Source organism: Pedobacter montanisoli (assembly GCF_022809115.1).
Taxonomy (GTDB): Bacteria; Bacteroidota; Bacteroidia; order Sphingobacteriales; family Sphingobacteriaceae; genus Pedobacter; species Pedobacter montanisoli.
In genome coordinates this window covers 482571-506693 of sequence record NZ_JALGBH010000002.1, presented here as the reverse complement: position 1 = coordinate 506693, position 24123 = coordinate 482571, and the positions used below count along the sequence as shown (strand labels likewise).

Below are 24123 nucleotides of genomic sequence, written 5' to 3'. Positions count from 1 at the left end.
CATGCATACACCGGCAGAATTATTACCTATTATAGAAGAAGCTATTTCAAAGATCGAATACCCGAAACATCCGGCAAACCTGTATGAACCCATCAAATACATTATGAATTTGGGCGGGAAACGGATCAGACCCGTAATGGTTTTAATGGCAACCGAACTTTTTACAGACAATGTACTAAAAGCAATTGATGTAGCTTTGGCTATAGAGACTTTCCACAACTTTACCCTTGTACACGATGATATTATGGACAATGCGCCCTTACGCAGGGGCAAACAAACCGTACACGAAAAATGGGGCAATAACAACGCCATATTAAGTGGCGATGTAATGATGGTCGAATCAAACAAACATCTGTCTAAAGTTGACATCAGCGTACTTAAACCCGTTTTAGATACTTTTAACCAAACTGCCCAAGGCGTATGCGAAGGTCAACAACTAGACATGGAATTTGAGCAACGTAATGATGTGAGCATTGCAGAATATATAGAAATGATTCGCCAGAAAACAGCAGTGTTATTAGGCGGAGCCATGAAACTGGGTGCTATTGTAGGTGGAGCATCCAATGAAAATGCCGAACTGCTCTACCAATTTGGCGAAAATTTGGGCATAGCTTTTCAATTACAGGACGACATTCTGGATGTATATGCTGATCCCGATAAATTTGGCAAAAAGGTAGGCGGAGATATTGTAGCCAATAAAAAAACCTTTCTGCATTTAAAAGCATTGGAACTGGCACATCAAAACGAAACCGCTTGTTTAACCAGTACCGATCAGGATGAAAATGATAAGATCAATCAAGTTACAGCCCTTTATGATCAATACCAGATCAAAGAACTGGCCACCACACAAATGGAAGCTTATTTAAACCAGGCAAACCATGCACTAAATGAATTGAGCGTTGCGGATAAGCGAAAACAAAATTTCAGAATGCTGGTACAGCAAATATTAGAGCGGGAAAGCTAAAAGCTATCTCGCTCCCAATAAAATACCTGATGCAATGGCTAATACATAAAAAAAGATAATCACAATAGTAAGTATGCCCCAAAACCTGAATAAGGTTTTTAATCTTGAAAAAGCATCAGAAAGACTTTCCTGATTACCATACAATACCCCTTTCTTAGCTTTACCTGCATATTGTACCAATAATAAACTAGGTACAAAAACGATAACGGCCTGTATAAAGAACATAATACCAAAAATAGAGGCACCTAGCCCGCCCATCGGGCCCATTAATTTGCCCAATTCAGGATTGGCAGTCATTGCAGCACTCATGCCCATAGCTGTAAGTATCAACAAAGCTGATACAAAAAAGCCTACAATGGCCAAAAAATTAGCCCATTTAGCCATATCGTAAATATAGCTGCGCATATCTTCTGTTACAATAAGTTGCGGAAAGCCCTGTTCCTGTTTTTCGTCTGTTTGGTTATCCATATTTATTTTTTCATTTTTACCTAAGGCGAAACTAATAATAATTTATCTCTGTACAAACTACTATGTAAAGGCCCTAAAAATTAATATCTTTGCCGCCTAATTTATTCAAGTAATAAAAAAATCTAATATAAATGGCATTACAATGTGGTATCGTAGGTTTACCAAACGTAGGTAAATCTACCCTATTTAACTGTTTATCAAATGCAAAAGCACAATCGGCCAACTTCCCGTTTTGTACAATTGAACCTAACGTAGGTGTAATAACCGTACCTGATGAAAGACTGAACAAATTAGCTGAGCTGGTTAAACCGCAACGCTTGGTTCCCAATACCATAGAAATCGTAGATATTGCAGGTCTGGTAAAAGGTGCTTCAAAAGGTGAAGGATTGGGTAACCAATTTTTAGGAAACATCAGAGCTACCAATGCCATTATTCACGTATTGCGTTGTTTTGACGATGGAAATATTATCCATGTTGATGGTTCAGTTGATCCGATAAGAGATAAAGAGATCATCGATACCGAATTACAGCTAAAAGATCTTGATACAGTTGTAAAACGCATACAGAAAGTAGAAAAACAAGCAAAGAACGATAAAGATGCCAAGAAAGAATTTGATGCTTTAAGTGCCATCAAATCTCATCTTGAAACGGGTAGATCTGTACGTACCGCTGCTTTAGAAGCTGAGGATTTCGAATTGATTGAAGGTTTAGGCTTACTAACCCAAAAACCGGTTATGTATGTATGCAACGTTGATGAAGCATCTGTAATTAGCGGAAACAAGTACGTAGAACAGGTAAAAGCGGCTGTAGCTGATGAAAAAGCAGAAGTATTGGTTATTTCTGCTAAAATCGAATCAGAAATTGCTGAATTGGAAAGTTATGAAGAACGCCAGATGTTCTTAGCTGATTTAGGCTTAGACGAATCAGGTGTAAACAAGCTGATCAGAGCGGCTTATACGTTATTAGATTTATATACTTATTTTACTGCAGGTGTACAGGAAGTAAGAGCATGGACTATTACAAAAGGCTTTACTGCACCACAGGCTGCCGGAGTAATCCATACCGATTTTGAACGTGGTTTTATCCGTGCAGAAGTAATCAGATACAATGATTTTATCACCTATGGTTCTGAGAATGCCTGCAAAGAAGCGGGTAAACTTGGCGTTGAAGGTAAAAGCTACGTTGTTGAAGATGGCGACATTATGCATTTCAGATTTAATGTTTAATCCCCAAATAAATTGATTGCAAAAGCTACTCTAAGAGTAGCTTTTGTTTTTTATACACTTCACCTAGTCGTCATGCTGAACTTCCCGAAGTGAATTCGAGACAAGCTGTTTCAGCATCTGAAAATGGAAAATAGAAAGACTCTGAAATAAATTCAGAGTGAAGAAAGGACAATTAAATAGGCTTCGACTAGCTCAGCCTGACATTACCGCTACCCGTCATGCTGAACTCATACGTCATGCTTAGGCTTATCTTTGTCACATTGAGCTTGTCGAAGTATCGGGACAAGTTGTCGAAATGTAAATGATTTAGGCTTTGACAGGCTCAGCCTGACACAGCTATTGAGGTGCTAAGCATTATTCTATTCACTTACCGTCATGCTGAACTTACCCTATTATCGTCATGCTGAACCTATTTCAGCATCTAAATAGAAGAGCACAAAGACCCTGAAACGAGTTCAGGGTGACGATCATCACTACAGTCACGCAATTGGTTTCTATTAAAATAAAGACCTTTAAATAAATTCAGCATGATGCAGTATTTAAAACATTAAATAACTTTGCAAAGTTTAACCCATCACATGAACATTTACAGCCCCATTCAGGAAATCAGGTTTAAGAATTATCAAAACATCTCCGTTAAACGAGACGATTTGATAGACCCTTATATATCGGGCAACAAATGGCGTAAATTAAAATATGTTTTAGAAGATGCATCAAACCAGCAAAAAAAGCATCTGGTAACTTTTGGAGGGGCATACTCCAACCACCTTTTAGCAACTGCCGCAGCTGCCGCACGTTTTGGCTTTAAATCAACCGGATTTGTACGTGGCGAACAAGTTGAAAACGAAACGCTGTTATTATGTAAACTTTTTGGTATGCACCTCATTTTTGTAAGTCGCGAATCTTACCAAAACAAGGAGGCTTTATTTACGCTCCATTTTAAAAATGATCAAAATGCTTATTTCATTGATGAAGGTGGAGCTAGCCTACTTGCAACCAAAGGCTGTGCAGAAATTATTGCAGAATTACCCCAAACCTATACGCATTTATTTTGCGCTGCCGGAACCGGAACAACGGCTGCCGGTTTACTAAAAGGCATACAACAATACCAACCCAACACTCAATTACACGTAATACCAGTTTTAAAAGGGGGAGATTTTATCAAAGATGAAATTGCTAAATACCATGAAGATTTAACCGGTTTGCACCTTCATACTGATTACCATTTTGGAGGATATGCCAAAACCAACACCCTATTATTGGAGTTCATGAGGAATTTCATTCAGGAAACAGGTTTACTTTTAGACCCTGTATATACCGCAAAAATGATGTATGCAATTTACGATCTGCAGCAACATAACTATTTTAAAGAAAATGATCAGATACTGGCCTTACACACAGGAGGTTTAAACGGAATTTGGGGCATGAAAGAAAAAATCAGCCAGATTACTTTGTAACTTTTCTTTGACAAACAAAGTACTTATTCTGGTTTCAAGTCCAGAATCATGGTTTAAACAGTTTAAACCTATTTTTTACCCAAAAAGGTTCAAAAACGGCTTAAATTTGAAAATTAGGCACATTTATTTAAATTTGATGCCAACCAAAACCCATAATATATGTACCAATTAAACATAGAACCGAGCCGTGTTAATGAGACTTTGAAGAAGCATATTTTAGCCGACGGTTATGACATCACTTACGATATGGAAAAAAGTAGTGGTGCTTATATGTACGATTCTAAAGGTAACAGAAAATTATTAGATTTCTTTACCTGCTTTGCCTCTGTACCTTTGGGCTATAACCATCCAAAAATGATTAACGACGAGAGTTTTAAGCATAACCTGCTTTTAGCCGCAATCGCAAATCCCTCAAACTCAGATGTTTATACGCAACAATATGCTCAGTTTGTTGATACTTTCGCTAAAATCGGTATCCCTTCATATTTGCCGCATGCGTTTTTTATTGCCGGAGGTGCATTAGCCGTTGAAAATGCCATTAAAACTGCTATGGATTGGAAAGTTCAGAAAAACTTTGCCAAAGGATACAAAGAAGAAAAAGGATTTAAAGTAATCCACTTTGAAAAAGCATTTCATGGCCGCAGTGGATATACACTAAGCTTAACCAATACTTTACCAGATAAAACCAAATGGTTTGCAAAATTTGATTGGCCACGCATCAGCACACCTCAGCTCAAGTTCCCTTTAACAGAAGAAAACTTAAACCAGGTTAAAGCAGAAGAAGCCCGTTCAATTGAACAAATTAAAAAAGCATTTGCCGATAATAAAGACGACGTTTGTGCCATTATTATAGAGCCTGTACAATCTGAAGGAGGCGACAATCATTTCAGGGAAGAATTCCTGATCCAGTTACGCCAGCTTGCTGATGAAAACGAAGCGATGCTAATTTATGACGAAGTACAAACCGGTGTAGGTTTAACAGGTAAATTCTGGTGCCACCAGCATTTTAGTGAAAAAGCCCAACCAGATATCGTTTCTTTCGGTAAGAAAATGCAAATCTGCGGTATCCTTGTAGGTAAAAAAGTAGAAGAAATAGAAGGCAATGTTTTTAATGTTTCTTCGCGTATTAACTCTACATGGGGCGGCAATTTGGTAGATATGGTACGTTCTACCCAAATCTTAAATATTATTGAAGAAGACAAACTGGTAGAAAATGCTCAGAACGTAGGTCAGTACCTACAAGACGAGCTAGCCAAACTTGCTCAGAAACATGATAAAATGAGTAATATTCGCGGTCGTGGTTTACTAACTGCATTTGATTTCCCTCATAAAGAAATGCGTGATCAGTTTGTAGCAAAAGGTATGGAACATAACGTAATGTTTTTAGGTTGTGGTAATCAGACCATCCGTTTCAGACCTGCGTTATGCATAGAAAAATCTCATATTGATGAAGGTTTAAGCATTATGGAAAAAATACTTCCTGCATTGTAATATTCTCTTTTTTCTATTTATAAAAGGGTATTTAGTTTATCGCAATTTGCAGACTAAATGCCCTTTTCTATGATAATGGGTAACAAAAAGTCAGTTTATAGTCTTTCATTTCTGTTCCTCCTTTTTCATCTTTGCTGTTCATAACTGTGTAAGCCAGTTCTTTATCTCTCCAATTGTGGATATTAAATATCTTTTCAACAAAGGCTAAACATCAGTCTTTTTTTATTACCTTTGTATCCCGTACAAAAAGCAACAAAACGTATTTGTTGCACTAAAAATTCATCCATGACTAAGTATATTTTTGTTACGGGCGGTGTTACTTCCTCATTAGGAAAAGGCATCATCTCCGCTTCATTAGCTAAACTTTTACAAGCCAGAGGTTACAGGGTAACCATTCAGAAATTTGACCCTTATATTAACATAGACCCTGGAACTTTAAACCCTTATGAGCATGGCGAATGCTTTGTTACAGAAGACGGGGCCGAAACAGATTTAGATTTAGGTCACTATGAGCGTTTCTTAAATACCCCTACTTCGCAAGCTAATAACATCACCACAGGTCGTATTTATCAGAATGTGATCAACAAAGAACGTCAGGGCGATTATTTAGGAAAAACTGTACAAGTTATCCCGCACATTACCGACGAGATCAAGCACAACATGCGCATATTGGGCGATAGCGGTAATTATGATATCGTAATCACAGAATTAGGCGGAACCGTTGGCGATATCGAGTCTTTGCCTTTTATAGAAGCTGTACGCCAGTTTAAATGGGAAGAAGGTGCCAACAATGCTATTGTTATTCACCTTACTTTAATTCCTTTCCTTGCAGCTGCTGGCGAATTAAAAACCAAACCTACACAACACTCTGTAAAAACATTATTAGAATATGGTATACAACCTGATATTTTGGTATGTCGTACAGAACATCGCATTAGTCCAGATATCCGTAAGAAAATAGCTTTATTTTGTAATGTAAACGTAAATGCAGTAATCGAATCTATTGACGCATCATCAATCTACAGCGTTCCGTTATTGATGATGAAAGAAAATTTAGATAAAACAGTTCTTTCTAAATTAAAATTACCTGCCAAAAACGAGCCTGATATGGAAAGCTGGAAAGATTTTCTAGGGCGTTTAAAAAACCCTACTTCGGAGGTTAAAATTGGTTTGGTAGGTAAATATGTAGAACTACCAGATGCTTATAAATCTATTACAGAAGCCTTTATCCATGCAGGTGCTAAAAACGAGTGCAAAGTTAGGGTAGAGTATATTCCTTCTGAAAGTGTTTATCCTGAAAACGTAAAGGAAAAACTAGGTCATTTAGATGGCGTATTGGTTGCTCCTGGTTTTGGCAGTCGCGGTATTGAAGGTAAAATTGATGCCATTAAATATGTGCGTGAAAATAACATCCCTTTCTTTGGCATATGTTTAGGCATGCAATGTTCGGTAATTGAATTTGGTCGCAATGTATTGGGCTTAGCCAATGCAAATACTACCGAAATAGATGAAAATAATCCGCATCCGGTAATTAATATGATGGAAGAGCAGAAAAATATTACCGCCAAAGGTGGAACCATGCGCCTTGGAGCTTACCCTTGTGATATTAAAAAGGGAACAAAAGCTTATTCTGCCTATGGAAAAACGCATATTTCTGAACGCCACAGACACCGTTATGAATTTAATAATGCATACCTGAAACAATACGAAGAAGCTGGTTTAACCGCTTCAGGCATCAATCCGGAGAGCAATTTAGTAGAAATTGTAGAGCTAAAAAACCATCCTTTTTTCGTTGGATCTCAATTTCATCCAGAATTAAAATCAACAGTTGCTAATCCTCACCCACTTTTTGTTAAATTTGTGGCCGCTGCAATTGAGCATGCCAAAAAGAAAACAAGTTAAGAAAAGAATAAAACAGCAAAATGGATAGAAACACCTTTACAGGTTTATTCCTGATAATGATCATATTAGGGGTATCTGTATTTTTTATGAAGCCTAATGAGGCCGAAATCAAAAAGGAAAAAGAAAGAATTACCGCCGACTCGCTAAAAAAAGCAGGCGTTACCCCAAATACAACTGAAACAAAACAAATTAATGCCAAACCAGCAGTAGATTCTGCTGCATTAAAAGGTCCTTTTGGCGCTAGCCTTGCAGGCAATGCACAAGCCCTTACAGTTGAAAATGAAAAACTGAAAATTACTTTCAGTAATTTGGGAGGTAAAATTACTGCTGTAGAAGTTAAAGGCGAAAAAGCTTATGATGGCAAGCCGGTAATTTTATTTGAAGGCGATCAAAACAAATTTGGCCTAAACCTGAATATAGGCGGCCACATCGTAAATACCAATAACCTGTATTTTACCGCTACACAAACCGGCAATACCGTAAACATGAAAGCCAGTTATGCAGACGGTAAAGACATTGAGTTTGCATACACTTTACAGCCTAATAGCTACAATGTAGATTTCAACATCAATCTAAATGGCCTAAACCAGGTTATACAAGGTAACACCGTTGCTTTAAACTGGGAAAGCACGCTTTTAGAACAGGAAAAAGATCCTAAAAGAGAACAAGAACACTCTGCTCCATATTTCAAATATGTAGATAAAACTCCAGATCATTTAAATCTTCGTAAAGACGAAAAAGAAGAGTTAAAAGAAGGAAAAATTGAATGGATTTCTTTTAAACAACATTTCTTTTCGGCGGTGTTAATGAGCAACACGCCATTTGAAAAAGGAGATCTAGAAGTTAAAATATTAACAGAGCCTGGAACCATTAAATGGTATGGTGCTAACATGCAGTTACCGTTTAACCAGCTCGCTGCTCAGAACTATGGCTTTAAGTTCTATTTCGGAACCAATAAATTCTCTACCTTAAAAGCACAGGGACATGAACTTGAAAAACAAGTTGACTTAGGTTATTGGCCGTTAAAATACATCAACAGATTTGTTGTATTACCGGTTTTCAACTTATTAGAAAGTTTCCATTGGGGCTACGGTCTAATCATCTTGGTTTTAACCATCCTCTTAAAACTGGCTATGTCGCCGTTAACCTATAAGTCATACCTATCTATGGCTAAAATGAGGATCTTAAAACCAGAAATGGAAGAGATCAAAGCCAAAGTAGGCGAAGATAATCCTACCCTTTTACAACAGGAATACCTAAAACTGTACAAACAAGTGGGTGTAAACCCGTTAGGAGGTTGTTTACCAATGGTATTACAATTACCTTTTGTAATGGCTTTCTTCTTCTTCTTCCCTAACTTATTTGAGCTTAGAGGCGAGAGTTTCTTATGGATGAAAGACCTTTCTACTTATGATAACTTCATTAGTTTTGGTTTTAACATTCCATTAATTGGTAACCACTTAAGTTTAATGTGTTTATTAATGACCATTTCTACATTGATATACACTTACTTTAACAACCAAATATCGGGTGCTACAGGCCAGATGAAGTACATTGGTTACATCATGCCTTTAATTTTCTTTGGTGTGTTAAATAGCTACCCTTCAGGTTTGAACTATTATTATTTCCTAGCTAACATGATTACTTTCTTACAACAGTTTATCATCAGAAAAATGGTAAACGACGATAAGATACATGCGATCTTACAGGAAAATAAGACCAAGCCAAAAACAGAAAAGAAAAAATCGGGTTTCCAATCCCGTTTAGAAGATTATATGCGCCAGCAACAACAGGCCGCTAATCAAAAGAAAAAATAAACTGAAAGCATCCTTAACCGGATGCTTTTTTGTTTTAAGGGATGTATCAATCCAGAAAAATCTTTCCGCTCAGCTAAATTCAACCTTAAGAAATCTTTCAATATCAGGTTTCATTTGTAAAATTTGATTGATAATGGCCTGAATACTTAATATTTTACTTTTTTTAAGTTAAATTAAACCCGCTAAAAATAAACTTATTCAAAATTTAACATGCAAAAGAAACTCACCCTATTCTTTGCATTGCTAACCTCTGTGGTTTTTGCGCAGAAAAAACCTTTAGACCATTCGGTTTATGACGGTTGGCAAAGCATTGCCAGTAAACAGATTTCAAACAATGGTGTATGGGCCAGCTATATGATTGTACCCCAAGAAGGAGATGGAGATCTGTATTTTAATGAAACGCTGTCGGCCAGAAAATTAAAAATCAACCGTGGTGCGGGCAATAGTTTTTCTAACGATTCAAAGTTCTCTGCATTTTTAATCAAGCCATTTTTTAAAGATACACGTCTAGAAAAAATCAAAAAGAAAAAACCGGAAGAGCAACAGAAAGACACTTTAGGCATTGTAAATCTTACCACATTAGCCGTTACAAAAATTCCGAGAGTAAAATCTTTTGCATTTCCTGATAAAGGTGCTTCAATAATAGCTTACTTACTCGAAAAACCTCTTGATACTTCAAAAAAAGCCAATGCAGCTGCTTCTTCTAAAGAAGGAACTGATTTCATTGTAAAAAACCTGACAACCGGAATAGAAACCACCTATAAATATGTTACGGATTACAAATTCAGTAAAGATGGCAAACTATTGGCATTCACAGCTTCGGGTTCTAAAAAAGATAAAGATGCCAAAACAGGTGTATTCTTATTAAATACAGAAAAAGGCACTTTAAAAACCCTCGTAAAAACCAAAGGCAATTACAAAACCTTTGTATTTGATGACGAAGACGAACATCTTGCTTTTTTAGGCGAAACCAGTCCTGAAAAAGACGAGATTAAAGACTATAGCATTTACTTTACCTCTATCAATTTAGACACGGCACAAGTGTTAATTGACAAAGAGGCCGATGGTATGCCAGCAAATTTTGTAGTGAGCGGCGATGCACGTTTAAATTTCAGCAAAGATGGAAGCAAACTTTTCTTTGGCATTGCGCCTGAGAAAAAACCTAAAGACACAACTTTAGTAGATTTTGAGCATGCCAAGCTTGATATTTGGGGTTATAAAGATGATTATTTACAAACCGTTCAGTTAAAGAATGTAGATAGGGATTTAAAGAAGAATTTCCTTTCTGTAATTAACGTTTACAGCGCTGATGCTAAAGTTATTCCGCTTACCGATGAGAAATTACCTGATGCATCACAGGTAAACGAAGGTAACCAATCTTATGTGCTGGCATCTACAGATTATGGTAACCGTGTTGCTTCTCAATGGACAGGAAGCACCCTACGTGATTATTATCTGGTTGATGTAAAAACAGGAAGCCGCAAAAAAATAATCGAAAAGCTACAAGGAAATGCAATGGCATCTCCAAACGGAAATTACATCCTGTATTTTAACAAAGTTGACGGAAACTGGTACACTTATCAGGTAGCAACTGGCAAAATCACTTCTTTAACTGCAAATCTTAATGTAAAATTTGCTGATGAAGAAAACGACGTTCCAGATTATGCCAACTCATACGGATTAGCTGGTTGGACTGAAGAAGACAAAAGTGTTCTTATTTATGACAAATACGATATCTGGGCCTTCTCTCCTGATGGAAAAGACAAACCTAAAAATATTACCATTGGTTTTGGTCGTTCAAATAATCTTACTTTCAGGGTACAAAGAACCGATACAGAGGCACGCTTCTTTAAACGAAATGAAACTTTATTGTTAAGTACATTTAACAATGCTACTAAAGAAGATGGTTTTTATACCAAAAACATTAACGATAACAAGCTTCCTGAACTTTTGGTAATGGATAAAGCCAAATTCTCTTTCATAACCAAAGCTCGTGATGCGGTTTATTATATTTACGATAAAGGTAGTTATATCCAGTCGCCTGATGTTTATGTTTCAAAAGACCTGAAAACAGCAGTAAAATTAAGTAATACCAATTTACAGCAAGCCAATTATGTTTGGGGTACAACAGAACTTGTAAAATGGACTACACCAAAAGGTTATAAATCTGAAGGTATCTTATATAAACCAGAGAATTTTGACCCGAATAAGAAATACCCTATGATCGTTTATTTCTATGAAAAACTTTCAGACGGATTATATACTTATCAGGCTCCTGCACCTACACCTTCACGTTTAAATATTCCATTTTTTGTTAGTAACGGATATTTAGTATTTACGCCTGATATTAGCTACGAAACTGGTCATCCGGGTAAATCTGCTGAAGAGTTTATCAATTCTGGAGTTGAATACCTGAAAAAGAATGCCTGGGTTGATGGCAGCAAAATTGGTATTCAGGGACAAAGCTGGGGTGGTTATCAGGTAGCGCATTTAATTACAGCTACCAATATGTACGCTGCTGCATGGGCAGGTGCTCCTGTGGTAAACATGACATCGGCTTATGGTGGTATACGTTGGGAAAGTGGTATGAACCGTCAGTTCCAATACGAAAAAACCCAAAGTCGTATAGGTGCTACTTTATGGGAAAAACCTGAGTTGTACATAGAGAATTCTCCTTTATTCAACTTTCCTAAAGTCAATACCCCGGTAGTGGTAATGGCAAATGATGCCGATGGAGCCGTGCCATGGTACCAAGGTATAGAAATGTTTACAGGTTTAAGACGTTTGGGCAAACCAGTTTGGTTATTAAACTATAACAACGAAGCGCATAACCTGGTTCAACGTCAAAACAGAAAAGATATCCAGATACGTGAACAGCAGTTCTTTGACTATTATTTAAAAGGAGCTAAAGCACCTGAATGGATGGTTAAAGGTATTCCTGCAACCGAAAAAGGTAAAAACTGGGGCTTTGGGCTTACTGATGAAAAACCATAAACATTATAAAAAAGTTTAAAATCTAACCTAGTGAGAAATCTGTTTATCATTTTCAGATTTCTCACTTTTTTTATTTAGACACCTTGTATTAGCTATGCATATTAAAGATATTCTCTCTCTTCACTCCTCTTTTAAAGAAGCCAAATTAAACAACCGCTTTTTTAAACATGAAGATGTTACCGCCCTTATCAAAAAACTGCCTGATACGTTTAAAATTAAAGAAACAGGTAGATCTGTTAAGGGTTTAAGCATTTACACCATACAATGGGGAAACGGTCCTGTAAAAGTTATGCTCTGGAGCCAAATGCATGGCGATGAGGCTACAGGCACAATGGCTTTATTTGACTTGTTCAATTTTTTGCAGAGCGACCATGAAAGTATAAAACTGCTTGCTCAAAATTGTACTTTACTGTTTATGCCAATGGTAAACCCCGATGGAGCCGCTATGTTTACCAGAAGGAATGCCCAGCAAATAGATATTAACCGCGATTACCTTCAAGCCCTTACACCAGAGGCAAAAATTTTAAAGCAATGCCGCGATAATTTTGAACCACATTTTGGCTTCAATTTACATGATCAAAATACTTTATGGAGTGTAAACGGTTCGCTAAAACCGGCTACGCTATCTTACCTCGCTCCTGCTTATAACGCTACATTAAGTATAAATGATAACCGCAAAAATGCCATGTTGGTAATTGCAGAAATGTTTAAACATTTAAATCAGGTTTTACCGCAGCAGATCAGCTTGTTTGACGATGAGTTCGAGCCCCGTGCTTTTGGTGATAACTTTCAGAAAAAGGGTACTTCTACAATATTGATTGAGGCTGGTGGTTACCAAGATGATTTTGAAAAACAGGAAATCAGATCGTTCTATTTCGCTTCAATCCTTATAGGATTAATGTCGATTGCTTCAAAGACTTATGTCAATCAAAATATAGATTCCTATTTCAGCATCCCTAAAAACAACAAACAGATTTTTCATATCCTCATCAAAAGCATTACAGTAAACGGAATTAAAACCGATATAGGCATCAACTACGAAGAAAAACCTTATACAGATGGCTTGAGCACTGAAAAAACCTATTTTATAGAAGATATTGGTGATCTTTCTTATTGCGATGCTTACACCGTTTATCACACAGAAAATCAATTCATTGAAGGAGATATTATTTTTAATCAGAATGCCTCGTTCAAATTATATAACAACCAAAATTTAATTTTATCGTTTTCGGATGGTAAATTGCAGTAATAAACTTCTTTTAAGGGATTTAAACAAATAAAACAAACAAATGGCATTAAGCAGAATTTGGTCGGCATTTATTATTGTGGCTATTGTAGTAGCCTGTATTAAATGCTTTTTTTTAGATCAGACAGAAATTTTTAGCTGGATGGTAATCGGTAAAGCCGATGATCCTACCAATTTAACCAAGGTTGATGGCGTAATACAAACTTGTTGGAATGCAGTAGAAATGTGTTTGAAACTAATTGGTGTTTTAGCTTTTTTCATGGGCTTAATGAGCATTGCAGAAAAAGCAGGCGGCATTCGTTTATTATCTAAAATAGTTGGTCCGTTCTTTTCTAAGTTATTCCCTGAAATTCCTAAAGGGCATCCGGCCACAGGGCATATGGTCATGAACTTTTCTGCCAATTTATTGGGATTGGATAATGCGGCAACTCCTTTTGGTCTTAAAGCCATGGAAAGCTTACAGGAACTTAACCCCAATAAAGAAACAGCGAGTAATTCTCAAATTATGTTTTTGTGTTTACACGCTGCCGGATTAAGTTTAATTCCTGTGAGTGTGATTGCTTTAAGGGCATCATCCAATGCATCAGACCCTACCGATATTTTTATTCCTTGTTTAATCGTAACTTTTGTGGGTACACTTACAGCCATGTTAATTGTTTCTTTTAAACAAAGAATCAATATTTTTCAACCTGTTATTTTAGGTTGGGTTTTAGGTATTAGTGCCATTATAGGTTTACTTGTTTGGTACATCACTACATTAAACTCAAAGGATATAGCTTCATTTTCGGGAACGTTGAGCAGTGGCGTGATTTTATTTATTGTTCTGGTTATTTTATTAGGTGGCGTTTATAAAAAGATAGATGTTTTTGATGCTTTTGTTGAAGGTGCTAAAGGTGGTTTTGAAACTGCAGTAAAAATTATCCCATACTTAGTAGGCATGCTGGTAGCCATTAGCATGTTACGCACAAGCGGAACATTTGATGTGGTTATTTTGGGCATTAAGAACTTCTTTACCTTTTTTGGAGCCGATACCCGCTTTGTAGAAGCATTACCAACCGCATTGATACGCCCTTTAAGTGGTGGTGGTGCCCGTGGAATGATGGTTGATACCATGACAGCTTATGGTCCTGATTCATTTGCCAGTAAATTATCGGGTGTTTTTCAAGGTGCTGCCGATACCACTTTCTATGTAATTGCAGTTTATTTTGGCTCTGTTTCTGTTAAAAATACCCGTTACGCCGTTGGCACCATGTTATTGGCAGATTTAGCGGGTGTATGTACCGCCATTGGCTTAGCCTATCTGTTTTTTGGATAAAAAGAAATATTTATAAATAAAAAAGCCGCTTTTATTAAGCGGCTTTTTTATTTGGTATCAGTTTATGGTTTATCCCACCATACTCTGGCATTCAGGCCATCTGTTCCTCCATAAGGAAAAGCAGCAACCGCAGCATCATAACTCGCTTTATTGATCTGTGGCTCGTTTGTTGGATAGCCTTCTCTTCTCGGAATTAAATTATTGTTAGCTCCAGGAGCGGCCACTAAAAAGTTTGGATAACCGGTTCTTCTCCACTCTGCCCAACCTTCATAACCGTGCATAAATAAATGAATCCATCTTTGATTTCCAATTTTTTCAAGTGCATTTAGTGGCGAGTAAGCTACTGCTGGTTGTAGTAAATAATTTGCTGCACCAGTTGTACTTCCTGTCCATTGACTTATTGATTGAGTAATTGCATTATTGTAATTGGTTTCAGCAACTGCATCACCTCCAGCAATCCAATTGATCTTAGCCGCTTCTGCCAACGCAAATAAAGCCTGTGCATAAGTTACCAGATAAACAGGTGAGTTTTGCTGACGAATTGCAGAACCTAAAAGAGAATAATTTCCTGGAACTACTTCTGTAGCCAGACCGTAATCTAAACCTACATAATCATTGGTATTCGTCGATTTGTTTGCAAAAATGGGTAAACGTGGATCATTTAATGGTTTCATATAATCTACCACAGGTTTACTTACAGCATACCAATTTCTTCCCAATACTGTAAATGAATTGTACCAGAAATTCTGATGATCTGTTTGTGCTAAATGAGGATAGGAAAGATTATCTGAGTTTGAGGTCATAATGCCATTGGTCAGTGCTTTATTAAACTCATCTTTACCTTTAGTAGGATCTACTTTAGATAACCTCAAAGCCATTAACATATGTATGGTATTTCCCAGTTTTTTCCATTTGGCCATATCTCCTTTATATATGATATCATTTTTAATATTTCCTGCGGCTGTAGTTACCGTAATTAAAGCATTTGCTTCATCTAATAACTTAAACATAGCATTGTAGATATCCTGTTGCTTATCATATTTAGGCACATAATTGTTATCTCCTTTCAAAGCTTCGGTAAAAGGCACATCTCCCCATCTGTCTGTAACATGCCAAATGAAATAGGCTTTCAGAATCTTAGCTACCGCCAACTGGTTTTGTACAGGACCTTCATTTGCATTCAATGTAGAATTAATTGCTGTTTCCAGATTATTTAATGGTCCGGTGTACCATGTAGAAAAAGAAAAGTTAGTTGTAACGTATCTCGCATTATCAGGATATAACGTTAGCGACAAATATTGAGGATAATGTACTCCGTATGCGCTAGAACTAATACCTGGCAGATAAAATTCAGAGTTAGCAATTAGTTGTGTACCCGATGCCTTACTTGGGTTATTAGGATCTTTGTTTAAGTTTTCATCAAATTTAGTACAGCTTGACCATAATGCCGCCGTCCCTAATAATAATGAATATGATATTTTTAAATATTTTTTCATGTTGTTATTTTTAGAAAGTTACACTCAGATTTAATCCAAATGATCGTACAGTTTGTAATTCACCTTTTTCAATCCAGCTAACATTTGCACTTCCAGCTGATAGCTCAGAAGGATCAAGTCCCTTAGGTGCTTTTTGCCAGATCATTAATGGATTACGGGCAATAGCAGATATTTTTAATTTGGTAAAAGGTGTTTTTGCTAATAATTTCTGATTAAAGCTATAACCTAATGATACTTCTCTCAATTTAATATAAGAAGCATCATATAACCACTCTTCATATATTCTGGTTCCTAAAGAAGTTCTGTAATAAGCCTTTGCATCTACATAACCATCAAATGCCTGACCGCTTACATCAGTTGAAACACCTCCAATTATTTTTTTAGTTCCCGGAGCATAAATACCGCTAACTTTTACCCCTCCGCCATTTGCTAAAGGTTCACGTACATTTACGCCCTTGTCATTTAAAGCAGCTGTAATATCAGCCTGACCAGATTTAACAGCTAACATTTGTGTCCAGCTAAAAAATTGTCCGCCTTTCTGAAAGTCGATCATTGCACCCAAATCAAAATTACCGTATCTGAAAGTATTTCTAAAACCTCCTGTAAATTTTGGTAAAACTGAGCCAAAATTGGTATTCAGCTTTTGTGTTGGTAAATCAGAAGCATCTAATAACAATTTACCTGTAGCTTGATCTCTTGCATAACCAGGGCCTATTAAAGTACCAAAAGCTTCTTTTTCTCTGGCATATAAATAAACAGTTTGCGAAGAATAGGTATTACTTCCTAGTGTTAATGACTTCACATCTTTATGCAATTCTTCTATCATACTGGTATTTCTTGCAAAGTTTAATGAAGAATTCCATTCAAAAGAACTGGTTTTTACAGGAGAGCCATTTATAGATAACTCAATACCTTTATTTCTGATTTTACCTGCATTAATAACGGTAGAGCTGTATCCACTTGCCGGAGATACCGTTAAGTTGATAATCTGATTTTTATTAAGCTGATTGTAATAAGTTACATCCATGCCTAATCTGTTATTAAGAAACTTCAGTTCAGTTCCTATTTCAAATGAATTTGCATAAGATGGTTCAATGTTAGGATTTCTTAAAGTGCTTGGAAGTGTCATTGTATTGATGGTATTGGTTCCATCAGCATATACAGCTCCTGCAACAAAAATCGGGTAGATATCATAAGCTGCTAAATCAGATCCGGCAATAGCATAAGAAGCTCTTAATTTACCAAAACTCAATGCTTTCCATTTTAACAATTCGCTAAATACTATACTTCCGGATACAGAAGGATAAAAGTAAGAGTTATTGTTTTTAGGCAAAGCTGAAGAAACATCGTTCCTTATTGAAGCATCAATAAAATAAATATCCTTATAACCTAAAGATGCCATTGCGTACATACTTCTAACCTGCTTTTTTCTCAGGTAATTACTTACACTTGGTCTGTCAATAGAAGCTGCAATATTATAAAAGCCTGGACTTGACAAACCTCCAACAGTTGCTTGAGAAAGCGAAGAATACTCTTGTGTAAGCAAGTTAGCTCCGACATTTACATTCACAGAAAAATCATTTATGGTCTTATTATATTGTGCTAAAAACTCATAATTATTCTCTGTATTCTGGTATTTTCCTTCAAAATACCCGTCTAAAGAACGTCCACCTAAAGCCGTATAGTTTCTTAAGCGCTGCACATACATATCTGAACGTACAAAACCCGAAAGCTTTAAATCACTATAGACCTGATAGCTCAAATTGATATCTCCAAAAAAACGATCCCTGTTATCTCTATTAAGATTTTCATAAGCATCAAAATACGGGTTATTCCAATCTGATGGTTTATTATTCAAGATAATACCTGCTGTTGCAGCAGCTGTACTTGGGCTAACATTCCAGTTTTTTATGGTTCCGTCAGCATATTTATAGTTTTTTAGCTCATTAATGTCCAGATTTCTTTGAAACCATTGTGTTGCTCCTGTAAATGATCCCTGATAGCCCTGAACAGGTCTTAATCCGTCATTATTGGCATAATTTAAATTTGCCCCAGCAGTTAATTTAGAAGTTATCTTTATGGTTGAGCTTAAACCCAAGTTATTTCTTTTCAAATTGGTATTAGGGTAAGTACCTTTAATATAAGTATTGTTATAACTTAACCTAAGTGTAGCTGTTTCATTACCTCCCGAAACAGTAATGCCATTATTGGTATTAAAACCTGTTTCATAAAAATCTTTAATATTATTGGGTTGAGGCACAAATGGTGTAAGCTGTCCAAACCTTGGATCTTGCGGATAGAAAGAATAGTACATCCTTACAGGAGTTCCATCCATTTTGGGTCCCCAGCTCTCATCGTAATCATTAATATATTTTTGACCTGCAATTGGTGTTGCAGCTCCGAATGTATTAAAAGTTTGGGTTCCTCCTGCTCCGTATATATTTTGAAGCGGCAGAAAGTTTCCAACTTTCTCAATCATATTAGAACTGTTAAATTCTACCTTTACTTTTCCCTTGGTACCTTTCTTTGTGGTATATAAAATAGCACCGTACTGACCTCTGGATCCATATAAAGCTGAAGCAGCAGGTCCTTTTAAAACACTTACACTTTCTATGTCTTCAGGGTTAATATCCTGAGCTAGGTTTCCTAAATCCACACCATTTGCATCAGAACCACTAAAGTTTCCATTGTTAAACGGAGTGCCATCTACCACAATTAAAGGCGAACCTCCTCCTGTTACCGAATTGATACCTCTTAACTTAATCTTTTGTGTTCCTCCAAGATTTGCGCCCGAAGAACCTGTTACCTGTGCTCCGGCAACTTTTCCTGCCAGCGAACCTATTGCATTATTATCGCCGGTCATGGTAAGGTCATTACCCTTTACCACTTGCAATGCATAACCGATTGATTTCTCTGCACGTTTAATACCTAATGCAGTAACCACAACACCTTCTAAGGTCTGGGTGCTTGTACTCAACGTTGCATTAATTGTATTTTGTGCGCCAACTGCAACTTCTTTAGTTTCGTATCCAATAAATGTAAATACTAAAACAGCATTATTTGAAGGCACCACAATAGAATAGTTTCCATCCTGATTAGTTGATGTTGCAGTACTGGTGCCTTTAACCTTAACTCCAACACCTGGTAATCCTATTTTGTCTTCTGCATCTGTAACCTTGCCCGTTATGGTTCTTTGGGCAAAGGCTATTGCAGAAGAAAACAAGATTACCACTAGTAGTAAAATTTTTCTTGTCATAGTTCTTTTGATTTTTTAGGAATAATTTGTTTTACGTAATTGTAAACTTTAAGTTAATAATTTTTATTTCATTTTGTTATTTTAAAAGCAAAAAGAAAGAAGAATAGGTATTTTTTTCGCAAAAACACAAGCATTTACTTAACAAATTAGAAAACAATGAACTCATTATCATCTTTATAAAATCCTGCTTTCTTTTTATTTCAGTATCTGATGTAACGTTTTGTAAATCCTTATACCAATTACACAAAAACATATAAATCAGATATTAGTATTAAATCAACCATTCTACAATCTCAAAATGCAATCAGGCAACAATACACAGATATTTCTGGAACTTATCAATCAACACAAAGGAATTATACATAAAGCAACTAAAATGTATATGAACCAGCTTGAAGACCAGGAAGATTTGTTCCAGGAAATTGTAGGACAATTATGGAAAGCATATCCCACATTTAAAGGCAACAGTAAATTCTCTACATGGATGTATCGTGTTGCTTTAAATACAGCTATTGTTTTCTTCAAGAAAGAACATAAAAAACTTGATAAAATAAGCTTGGATCATGAGTTTGACATAGCAGATATCAACGACAACAGCCATGAGAAAGAAGAAAAGCTGGCTTATCTCTATAAAGCGGTACGCGAGCTTAACCCGATAGAAAAAGCCCTGATCTTTTTATACCTTGAAGATCTGTCTCATAAAGAAATAGCCGAAAATTTAGGGATAAGTGAAATTAATGCAAGGGTAAAATTAAGTAGAACCAAAGAAAAATTACAGCAAATTATAAAAAATAACGGTTATGAATTTTGATGAACTAAAAAAGCAATGGAATAAGGAAGACAATGAATCTTCTGCACAAATATCAGAGAACATGCTCAAAATTAAAGAAGCCCATACCCCTGTAGATCTGATCAGGAAAAAAATGAAACATGAATTTTATATACAAATCATCAGCCTGATTGTAATGGCTTTTCTCCCTAAGCTATTTAACTTCTCTACCGAACTCAAATTGGTATTCTTTATTTTTTATGCCATTACATGTGGTTTTACAGCCTATTATTTTTTTAAATTCTATACCTCTTATAAACACTCGTATGACCTTAGCCTGGATAGCAGAAAAAACTTGTTATGGTTTTATTATGAAATGAAAATGAATCTTGAGCTGTATAAAGCATTAACCTACATTATTGGTTTTATAGCGCTGGCTTTTGGTTGTATCTATTTATTGGTCATTAAGAATGTAGCTTTAACAAAATTTATTTCAGAACTCCCGGTACTCTATCTGATCCTGAATTGTTTTGTATCTATCCTTCTGTTAGGTTTCATTACAGAGCTCTGGTCAAGATATTATTATGGAAAATACCTTAATCAGATCAAAAAGATACTTGACAGCCTGGATATGGAATAAGTCCGGGCTTATAACATATTATTTTCTCTTAAAACATCTATGATCAAAGGATAGGTGTTTTTTATTTTATCTTCAAATTTGGCCAAAGGTACCCAACTGGCTTCTGTTATGCCTTCCTCAAGCTGTGGTATAAGCAACGGGCTATTCTTTACCGTCATTTTATACCAGTTGGTATGTTTTAAAACCAGTTTACCGCCCATTTCATATACATGAAAGGTCTTACAAATTTTAGCTTTAAGTCGATCAACTTTAATTCCACATTCTTCTTCTACCTCTCTTACGGCCGCTTTTTTCATCTTCTCTCCTTTTTCAACTTTCCCTTTAGGCAAATCCCATTTGTTGTTCCTATAAATAAACAAATATTCTCCATTGGCATTATTAACCAAACCACCCGCAGCTTTAATCAAAGTAAGCTTTTTCTTAATACTTTTAAACGTTTTTTTAGGTTCATCAGCAAACAGGAAATAATGCTGTGGTTTTTTCCCCTTTAAACTTTCGTAAAAGTTACCAAAATCAAATATTTCATTCTCAAACTGTTGATTTTTTTCTACTCCTTCTGGGGCTTGGTTACTTATTAACAAAGTATTGTCATTAATATAAATTCTGTATTTTTGCGACATGTATAATAAAAGTGATATTGAATTAAAAGTAGCTGAATTTTTATTACAAATAAAAGCAATTAAATTGCAACCTGCTAATCCTTTTACATGGGCTTCGGGTTGGAAATCTCCAATTTATTGCGATAACCGTATCACCCTATCTCATCCGGCTGTAAGAACTTACATACGCCAAAAACTTGCTCAACTTATTCAGGAAGAGTATGGTGCGGTTGATGTAATTGCTGGTGTAGCAACCGCAGGTATACCTCAGGGTGTGCTGGTAGCTCAGGAATTGGGCTTACCTTTTATTTACGTTCGCTCAAAAGCAAAAGAACATGGAACCGGCAGTTTAATTGAAGGAGAAATCATTGAAGGACAACGTGTTGTAGTTGTAGAAGATTTGGTTTCGACCGGAAAAAGCAGTTTACAGGCCGTAAACGCCTTACGTGAGGCTGGTTTATCTGTTGCCGGCTTAGTTGCTATTTTTACCTATGGTTTTAAACAAGCTGATGAAAATTTTGCAGCTGCAAAATGCCGTTTTTCTACTCTTTCAAACTACTCGGCGCTTATTGATTATGCCGTAGAGCAAGGTCTTATTGCAAAAAATGATTTAGAGCTGCTTGGTGCATGGCGTGAAAATCCTGCCGAATGGGGAAAATAATCTACCAATCAATTTTTATTGAATATGACAAACATAGAAAGCACTACCATTATAAACTTGCCTATTGAAAAGGTTTATACTTTTTTAGATGATTTGAACAATCATCAACAGTTAATGCCCGAAAATATTTACAACTGGTCGTCAACAAAAGACGAAGCCCAGTTTACTATACAAAACATGGCTAAGCTTACCATTAAGATTACTGAACGTATTGAAAATCAGAAACTAATAGCTACCCCAACAGAAAAACCACCTTTTGATGTGTCTCTTCAATGGGCTGTAGCCGATTTAGGTAATGGTACTACTAAAGCTACCTTAACCATATCTGCAGATCTGAACATGATGATGAAGATGCTGGCTTCGGGTCCTTTACAAAAACTTACCGACTATCAGACCCAGCGTTTAAAAGAGGTTTTAGGATAATATTTTTATAAAGATTTAAGGCATCTCTAAACAAGATGCTTTTTTTATGTGGTTTTGGATTTATCGAGCCGCATTCGTTTCATCAACAGGAAGAACCCAAATGCAGTAAACAACATTACTATTCCTGTACCCATCCATAAAATATTAAACCCAAACTTAGCAGCCACTTTAGTACCTAAAAAAGGCGCAAAGATTAAGCCTGCCGAAAGCGACAAAGAATTTAACCCCATATAAGCGCCTCTGTAAGTTTTATTTGAGCGTTGTAGAGTTACCGTTGCCATAAAAGGCATAGCCAATATTTCAGATATACAAAGCATAAACATAGACAAGTACAACAGCCATAAGCCTTTTGTTAGCAATAAGGATAAGAATGCTGCAGCACAAAAAATTATCCCATATACAATTGCTTTTATAGCTGCCATTTTTCGTTCGGCCCAATGCACAATTAACATTTCCAGGCTAAAAACCACTACTCCGCTATAAGCCAGTATAATACCTATCTGTGTTTCGGTTAAAGCATATACAGTTCTGTAATAAAGTGGAACTGTATTTAACAATTGAAAAAAACAGATGGCATAAATAATGCTCAGGAAAGAGAACACCAAAAACGGAACATCTTTATAGGGTAATACATCCTGCAAATTGTTAATCTCTTCTTTAGCCTCTTTGTTCTCTCTACCTTTTTTGTTCCTAAAATACAGGAAAAAAACAGCGGCCGATAAAAAAGCCGCAATGGCATTACCATAAAACAGCCAGTTATAAGATATGGCAGCCAGAAAACCACCTAAAGCAGGACCTATAGAAAAGCCCAGATTTAGAGCCATTCTATTCAATGTAAAGCTACGTATTACATTTTCTGGTTTTGAATAATAAGCTATGGAAACTGAGTTGGCTGGCCTTAACGCATCAGATATCATGCTCATAATAAATATACCCATTGCCAAAGAAGCTTCGGTTTTTAACTCGGGTAGAATTAAAAACATGGGCACCGTAAGCAAAAGGCTAAAAAATTGAACCTTGAAATGACCTAATTTATCGGTTAACCAACCACCTATAGACGAGCCTAAAACCGAACCAATACCAAAGCAACTCAATACAATACCTGTTGCTTCAAGGTCAAAATGCAGCTGATTAACCATATATACACCCAAAAAAGGTACTACCATAGCCCCGCTCCTGTTTACCAGCATAACCAAAGCCAGCATCCATGCAGGAGTTGAGAGCCCTTTATAGGCTTCTAAGTAAAGTTTAATGAATGATTTCATGGTTTAAAGTATTCGTTTGCAAATATAGATTTATTATAGGAGGCATTAAGACAGACCATCAAATCTTTACCTGCTGATCAAGTTTTATAATTCATCAAGCCAAATATTCTTTAACATCTATATACAAAAGACAA

18 protein-coding genes are annotated in these 24123 nt (G+C 36.2%); 13 read left to right on the top strand and 5 right to left on the bottom strand.

The annotated features are described in order from the left end of the window. The first annotated feature begins 1 nt into the window (after position 1). Positions 2-964, top strand: coding sequence for a polyprenyl synthetase family protein (locus MMF97_RS10010; RefSeq protein WP_243362063.1), 963 nt, complete (start codon positions 2-4; stop codon positions 962-964). 3 nt (positions 965-967) lie between these two features. Here the strand turns inward: MMF97_RS10010 and MMF97_RS10005 are convergent, their stop codons facing one another. Further along, positions 968-1432 (bottom strand): DUF5362 family protein, encoded by a 465-nt coding sequence (locus tag MMF97_RS10005; RefSeq protein ID WP_243362061.1) that lies wholly within the window; start codon positions 1430-1432, stop codon positions 968-970. 131 nt (positions 1433-1563) lie between these two features. On the opposite strand from MMF97_RS10005, the gene ychF reads away from it, so the two are divergent. The 8 genes from ychF (at position 1564) to MMF97_RS09965 (ending at position 14880) form a co-directional block, all read left to right on the top strand. Further along, positions 1564-2658, top strand: a complete 1095-nt coding sequence (gene ychF / locus MMF97_RS10000) for a redox-regulated ATPase YchF (RefSeq protein ID WP_243362058.1) — start codon at positions 1564-1566, stop codon at positions 2656-2658. Positions 2659-3236: 578 nt separating this feature from the next. Next, positions 3237-4115, top strand: a complete 879-nt coding sequence (locus MMF97_RS09995; protein ID WP_243362056.1) for a 1-aminocyclopropane-1-carboxylate deaminase/D-cysteine desulfhydrase — start codon at positions 3237-3239, stop codon at positions 4113-4115. 159 nt (positions 4116-4274) lie between these two features. Further along, positions 4275-5606 (top strand): L-lysine 6-transaminase, encoded by a 1332-nt coding sequence (gene lat, locus MMF97_RS09990; RefSeq protein WP_243362054.1) that lies wholly within the window; start codon positions 4275-4277, stop codon positions 5604-5606. 285 nt (positions 5607-5891) lie between these two features. Further along, positions 5892-7508, top strand: coding sequence for a CTP synthase (locus MMF97_RS09985; protein ID WP_243362052.1), 1617 nt, complete (start codon positions 5892-5894; stop codon positions 7506-7508). A gap of 20 nt (positions 7509-7528) precedes the next feature. Beyond that, the gene (yidC, locus tag MMF97_RS09980; RefSeq protein ID WP_243362050.1) at positions 7529-9325 is read left to right on the top strand and encodes a membrane protein insertase YidC; all 1797 of its coding nucleotides are present in this window, start codon (positions 7529-7531) and stop codon (positions 9323-9325) included. 210 nt (positions 9326-9535) lie between these two features. After that, complete coding sequence (locus MMF97_RS09975; protein WP_243362048.1) at positions 9536-12319, top strand: S9 family peptidase; 2784 nt, start codon at positions 9536-9538, stop codon at positions 12317-12319. Positions 12320-12413: 94 nt separating this feature from the next. Then, the gene (locus MMF97_RS09970) at positions 12414-13568 is read left to right on the top strand and encodes a M14 family zinc carboxypeptidase (RefSeq protein ID WP_243362047.1); all 1155 of its coding nucleotides are present in this window, start codon (positions 12414-12416) and stop codon (positions 13566-13568) included. 40 nt (positions 13569-13608) lie between these two features. Then, positions 13609-14880 carry a nucleoside recognition domain-containing protein gene (locus MMF97_RS09965; protein WP_243362045.1) on the top strand — a complete coding sequence of 424 codons (1272 nt, stop codon included), beginning with the start codon at positions 13609-13611 and terminating at the stop codon, positions 14878-14880. 62 nt (positions 14881-14942) lie between these two features. Here MMF97_RS09965 and MMF97_RS09960 read toward each other — a convergent pair whose 3' ends face one another. Together MMF97_RS09960 and MMF97_RS09955 are read right to left on the bottom strand one after the other, a co-directional pair. Continuing rightward, positions 14943-16376, bottom strand: a complete 1434-nt coding sequence (locus tag MMF97_RS09960) for a SusD/RagB family nutrient-binding outer membrane lipoprotein (RefSeq protein WP_243362042.1) — start codon at positions 16374-16376, stop codon at positions 14943-14945. Positions 16377-16386: 10 nt separating this feature from the next. Next, positions 16387-19632: a SusC/RagA family TonB-linked outer membrane protein gene (locus MMF97_RS09955; protein WP_243362040.1), complete on the bottom strand. Its 3246-nt coding sequence runs from the start codon at positions 19630-19632 to the stop codon at positions 16387-16389. 298 nt (positions 19633-19930) lie between these two features. On the opposite strand from MMF97_RS09955, the gene MMF97_RS09950 reads away from it, so the two are divergent. Both MMF97_RS09950 and MMF97_RS09945 read left to right on the top strand, forming a co-directional pair. Beyond that, on the top strand, positions 19931-20443 hold the full coding sequence (locus MMF97_RS09950) for an RNA polymerase sigma factor (protein ID WP_243362039.1): 513 nt from the start codon (positions 19931-19933) through the stop codon (positions 20441-20443). Further along, a complete protein-coding gene (locus MMF97_RS09945; RefSeq protein ID WP_243362037.1) occupies positions 20433-21041 on the top strand; it encodes a hypothetical protein in 609 nt (202 codons plus the stop codon). Before MMF97_RS09950 ends, MMF97_RS09945 begins: the two co-directional genes overlap by 11 nt. A gap of 8 nt (positions 21042-21049) precedes the next feature. On the opposite strand, the gene MMF97_RS09940 is transcribed toward MMF97_RS09945, so the two are convergent. Beyond that, a complete protein-coding gene (locus tag MMF97_RS09940) occupies positions 21050-21661 on the bottom strand; it encodes an NUDIX hydrolase (RefSeq protein WP_243362035.1) in 612 nt (203 codons plus the stop codon). On the opposite strand from MMF97_RS09940, the gene pyrE reads away from it, so the two are divergent. After that, entirely contained in the window at positions 21660-22301 is a 642-nt protein-coding gene (pyrE, locus tag MMF97_RS09935; protein WP_243362034.1) for an orotate phosphoribosyltransferase, read from the top strand. The genes MMF97_RS09940 and pyrE overlap by 2 nt on opposite strands. Positions 22302-22325: 24 nt before the next feature. Then, positions 22326-22724 (top strand): SRPBCC family protein, encoded by a 399-nt coding sequence (locus tag MMF97_RS09930; protein ID WP_243362031.1) that lies wholly within the window; start codon positions 22326-22328, stop codon positions 22722-22724. A 44-nt stretch (positions 22725-22768) separates the two neighbouring features. Here MMF97_RS09930 and MMF97_RS09925 read toward each other — a convergent pair whose 3' ends face one another. Continuing rightward, entirely contained in the window at positions 22769-23989 is a 1221-nt protein-coding gene (locus MMF97_RS09925) for an MFS transporter (protein WP_243362029.1), read from the bottom strand. Positions 23990-24123: the final 134 nt, after the last annotated feature.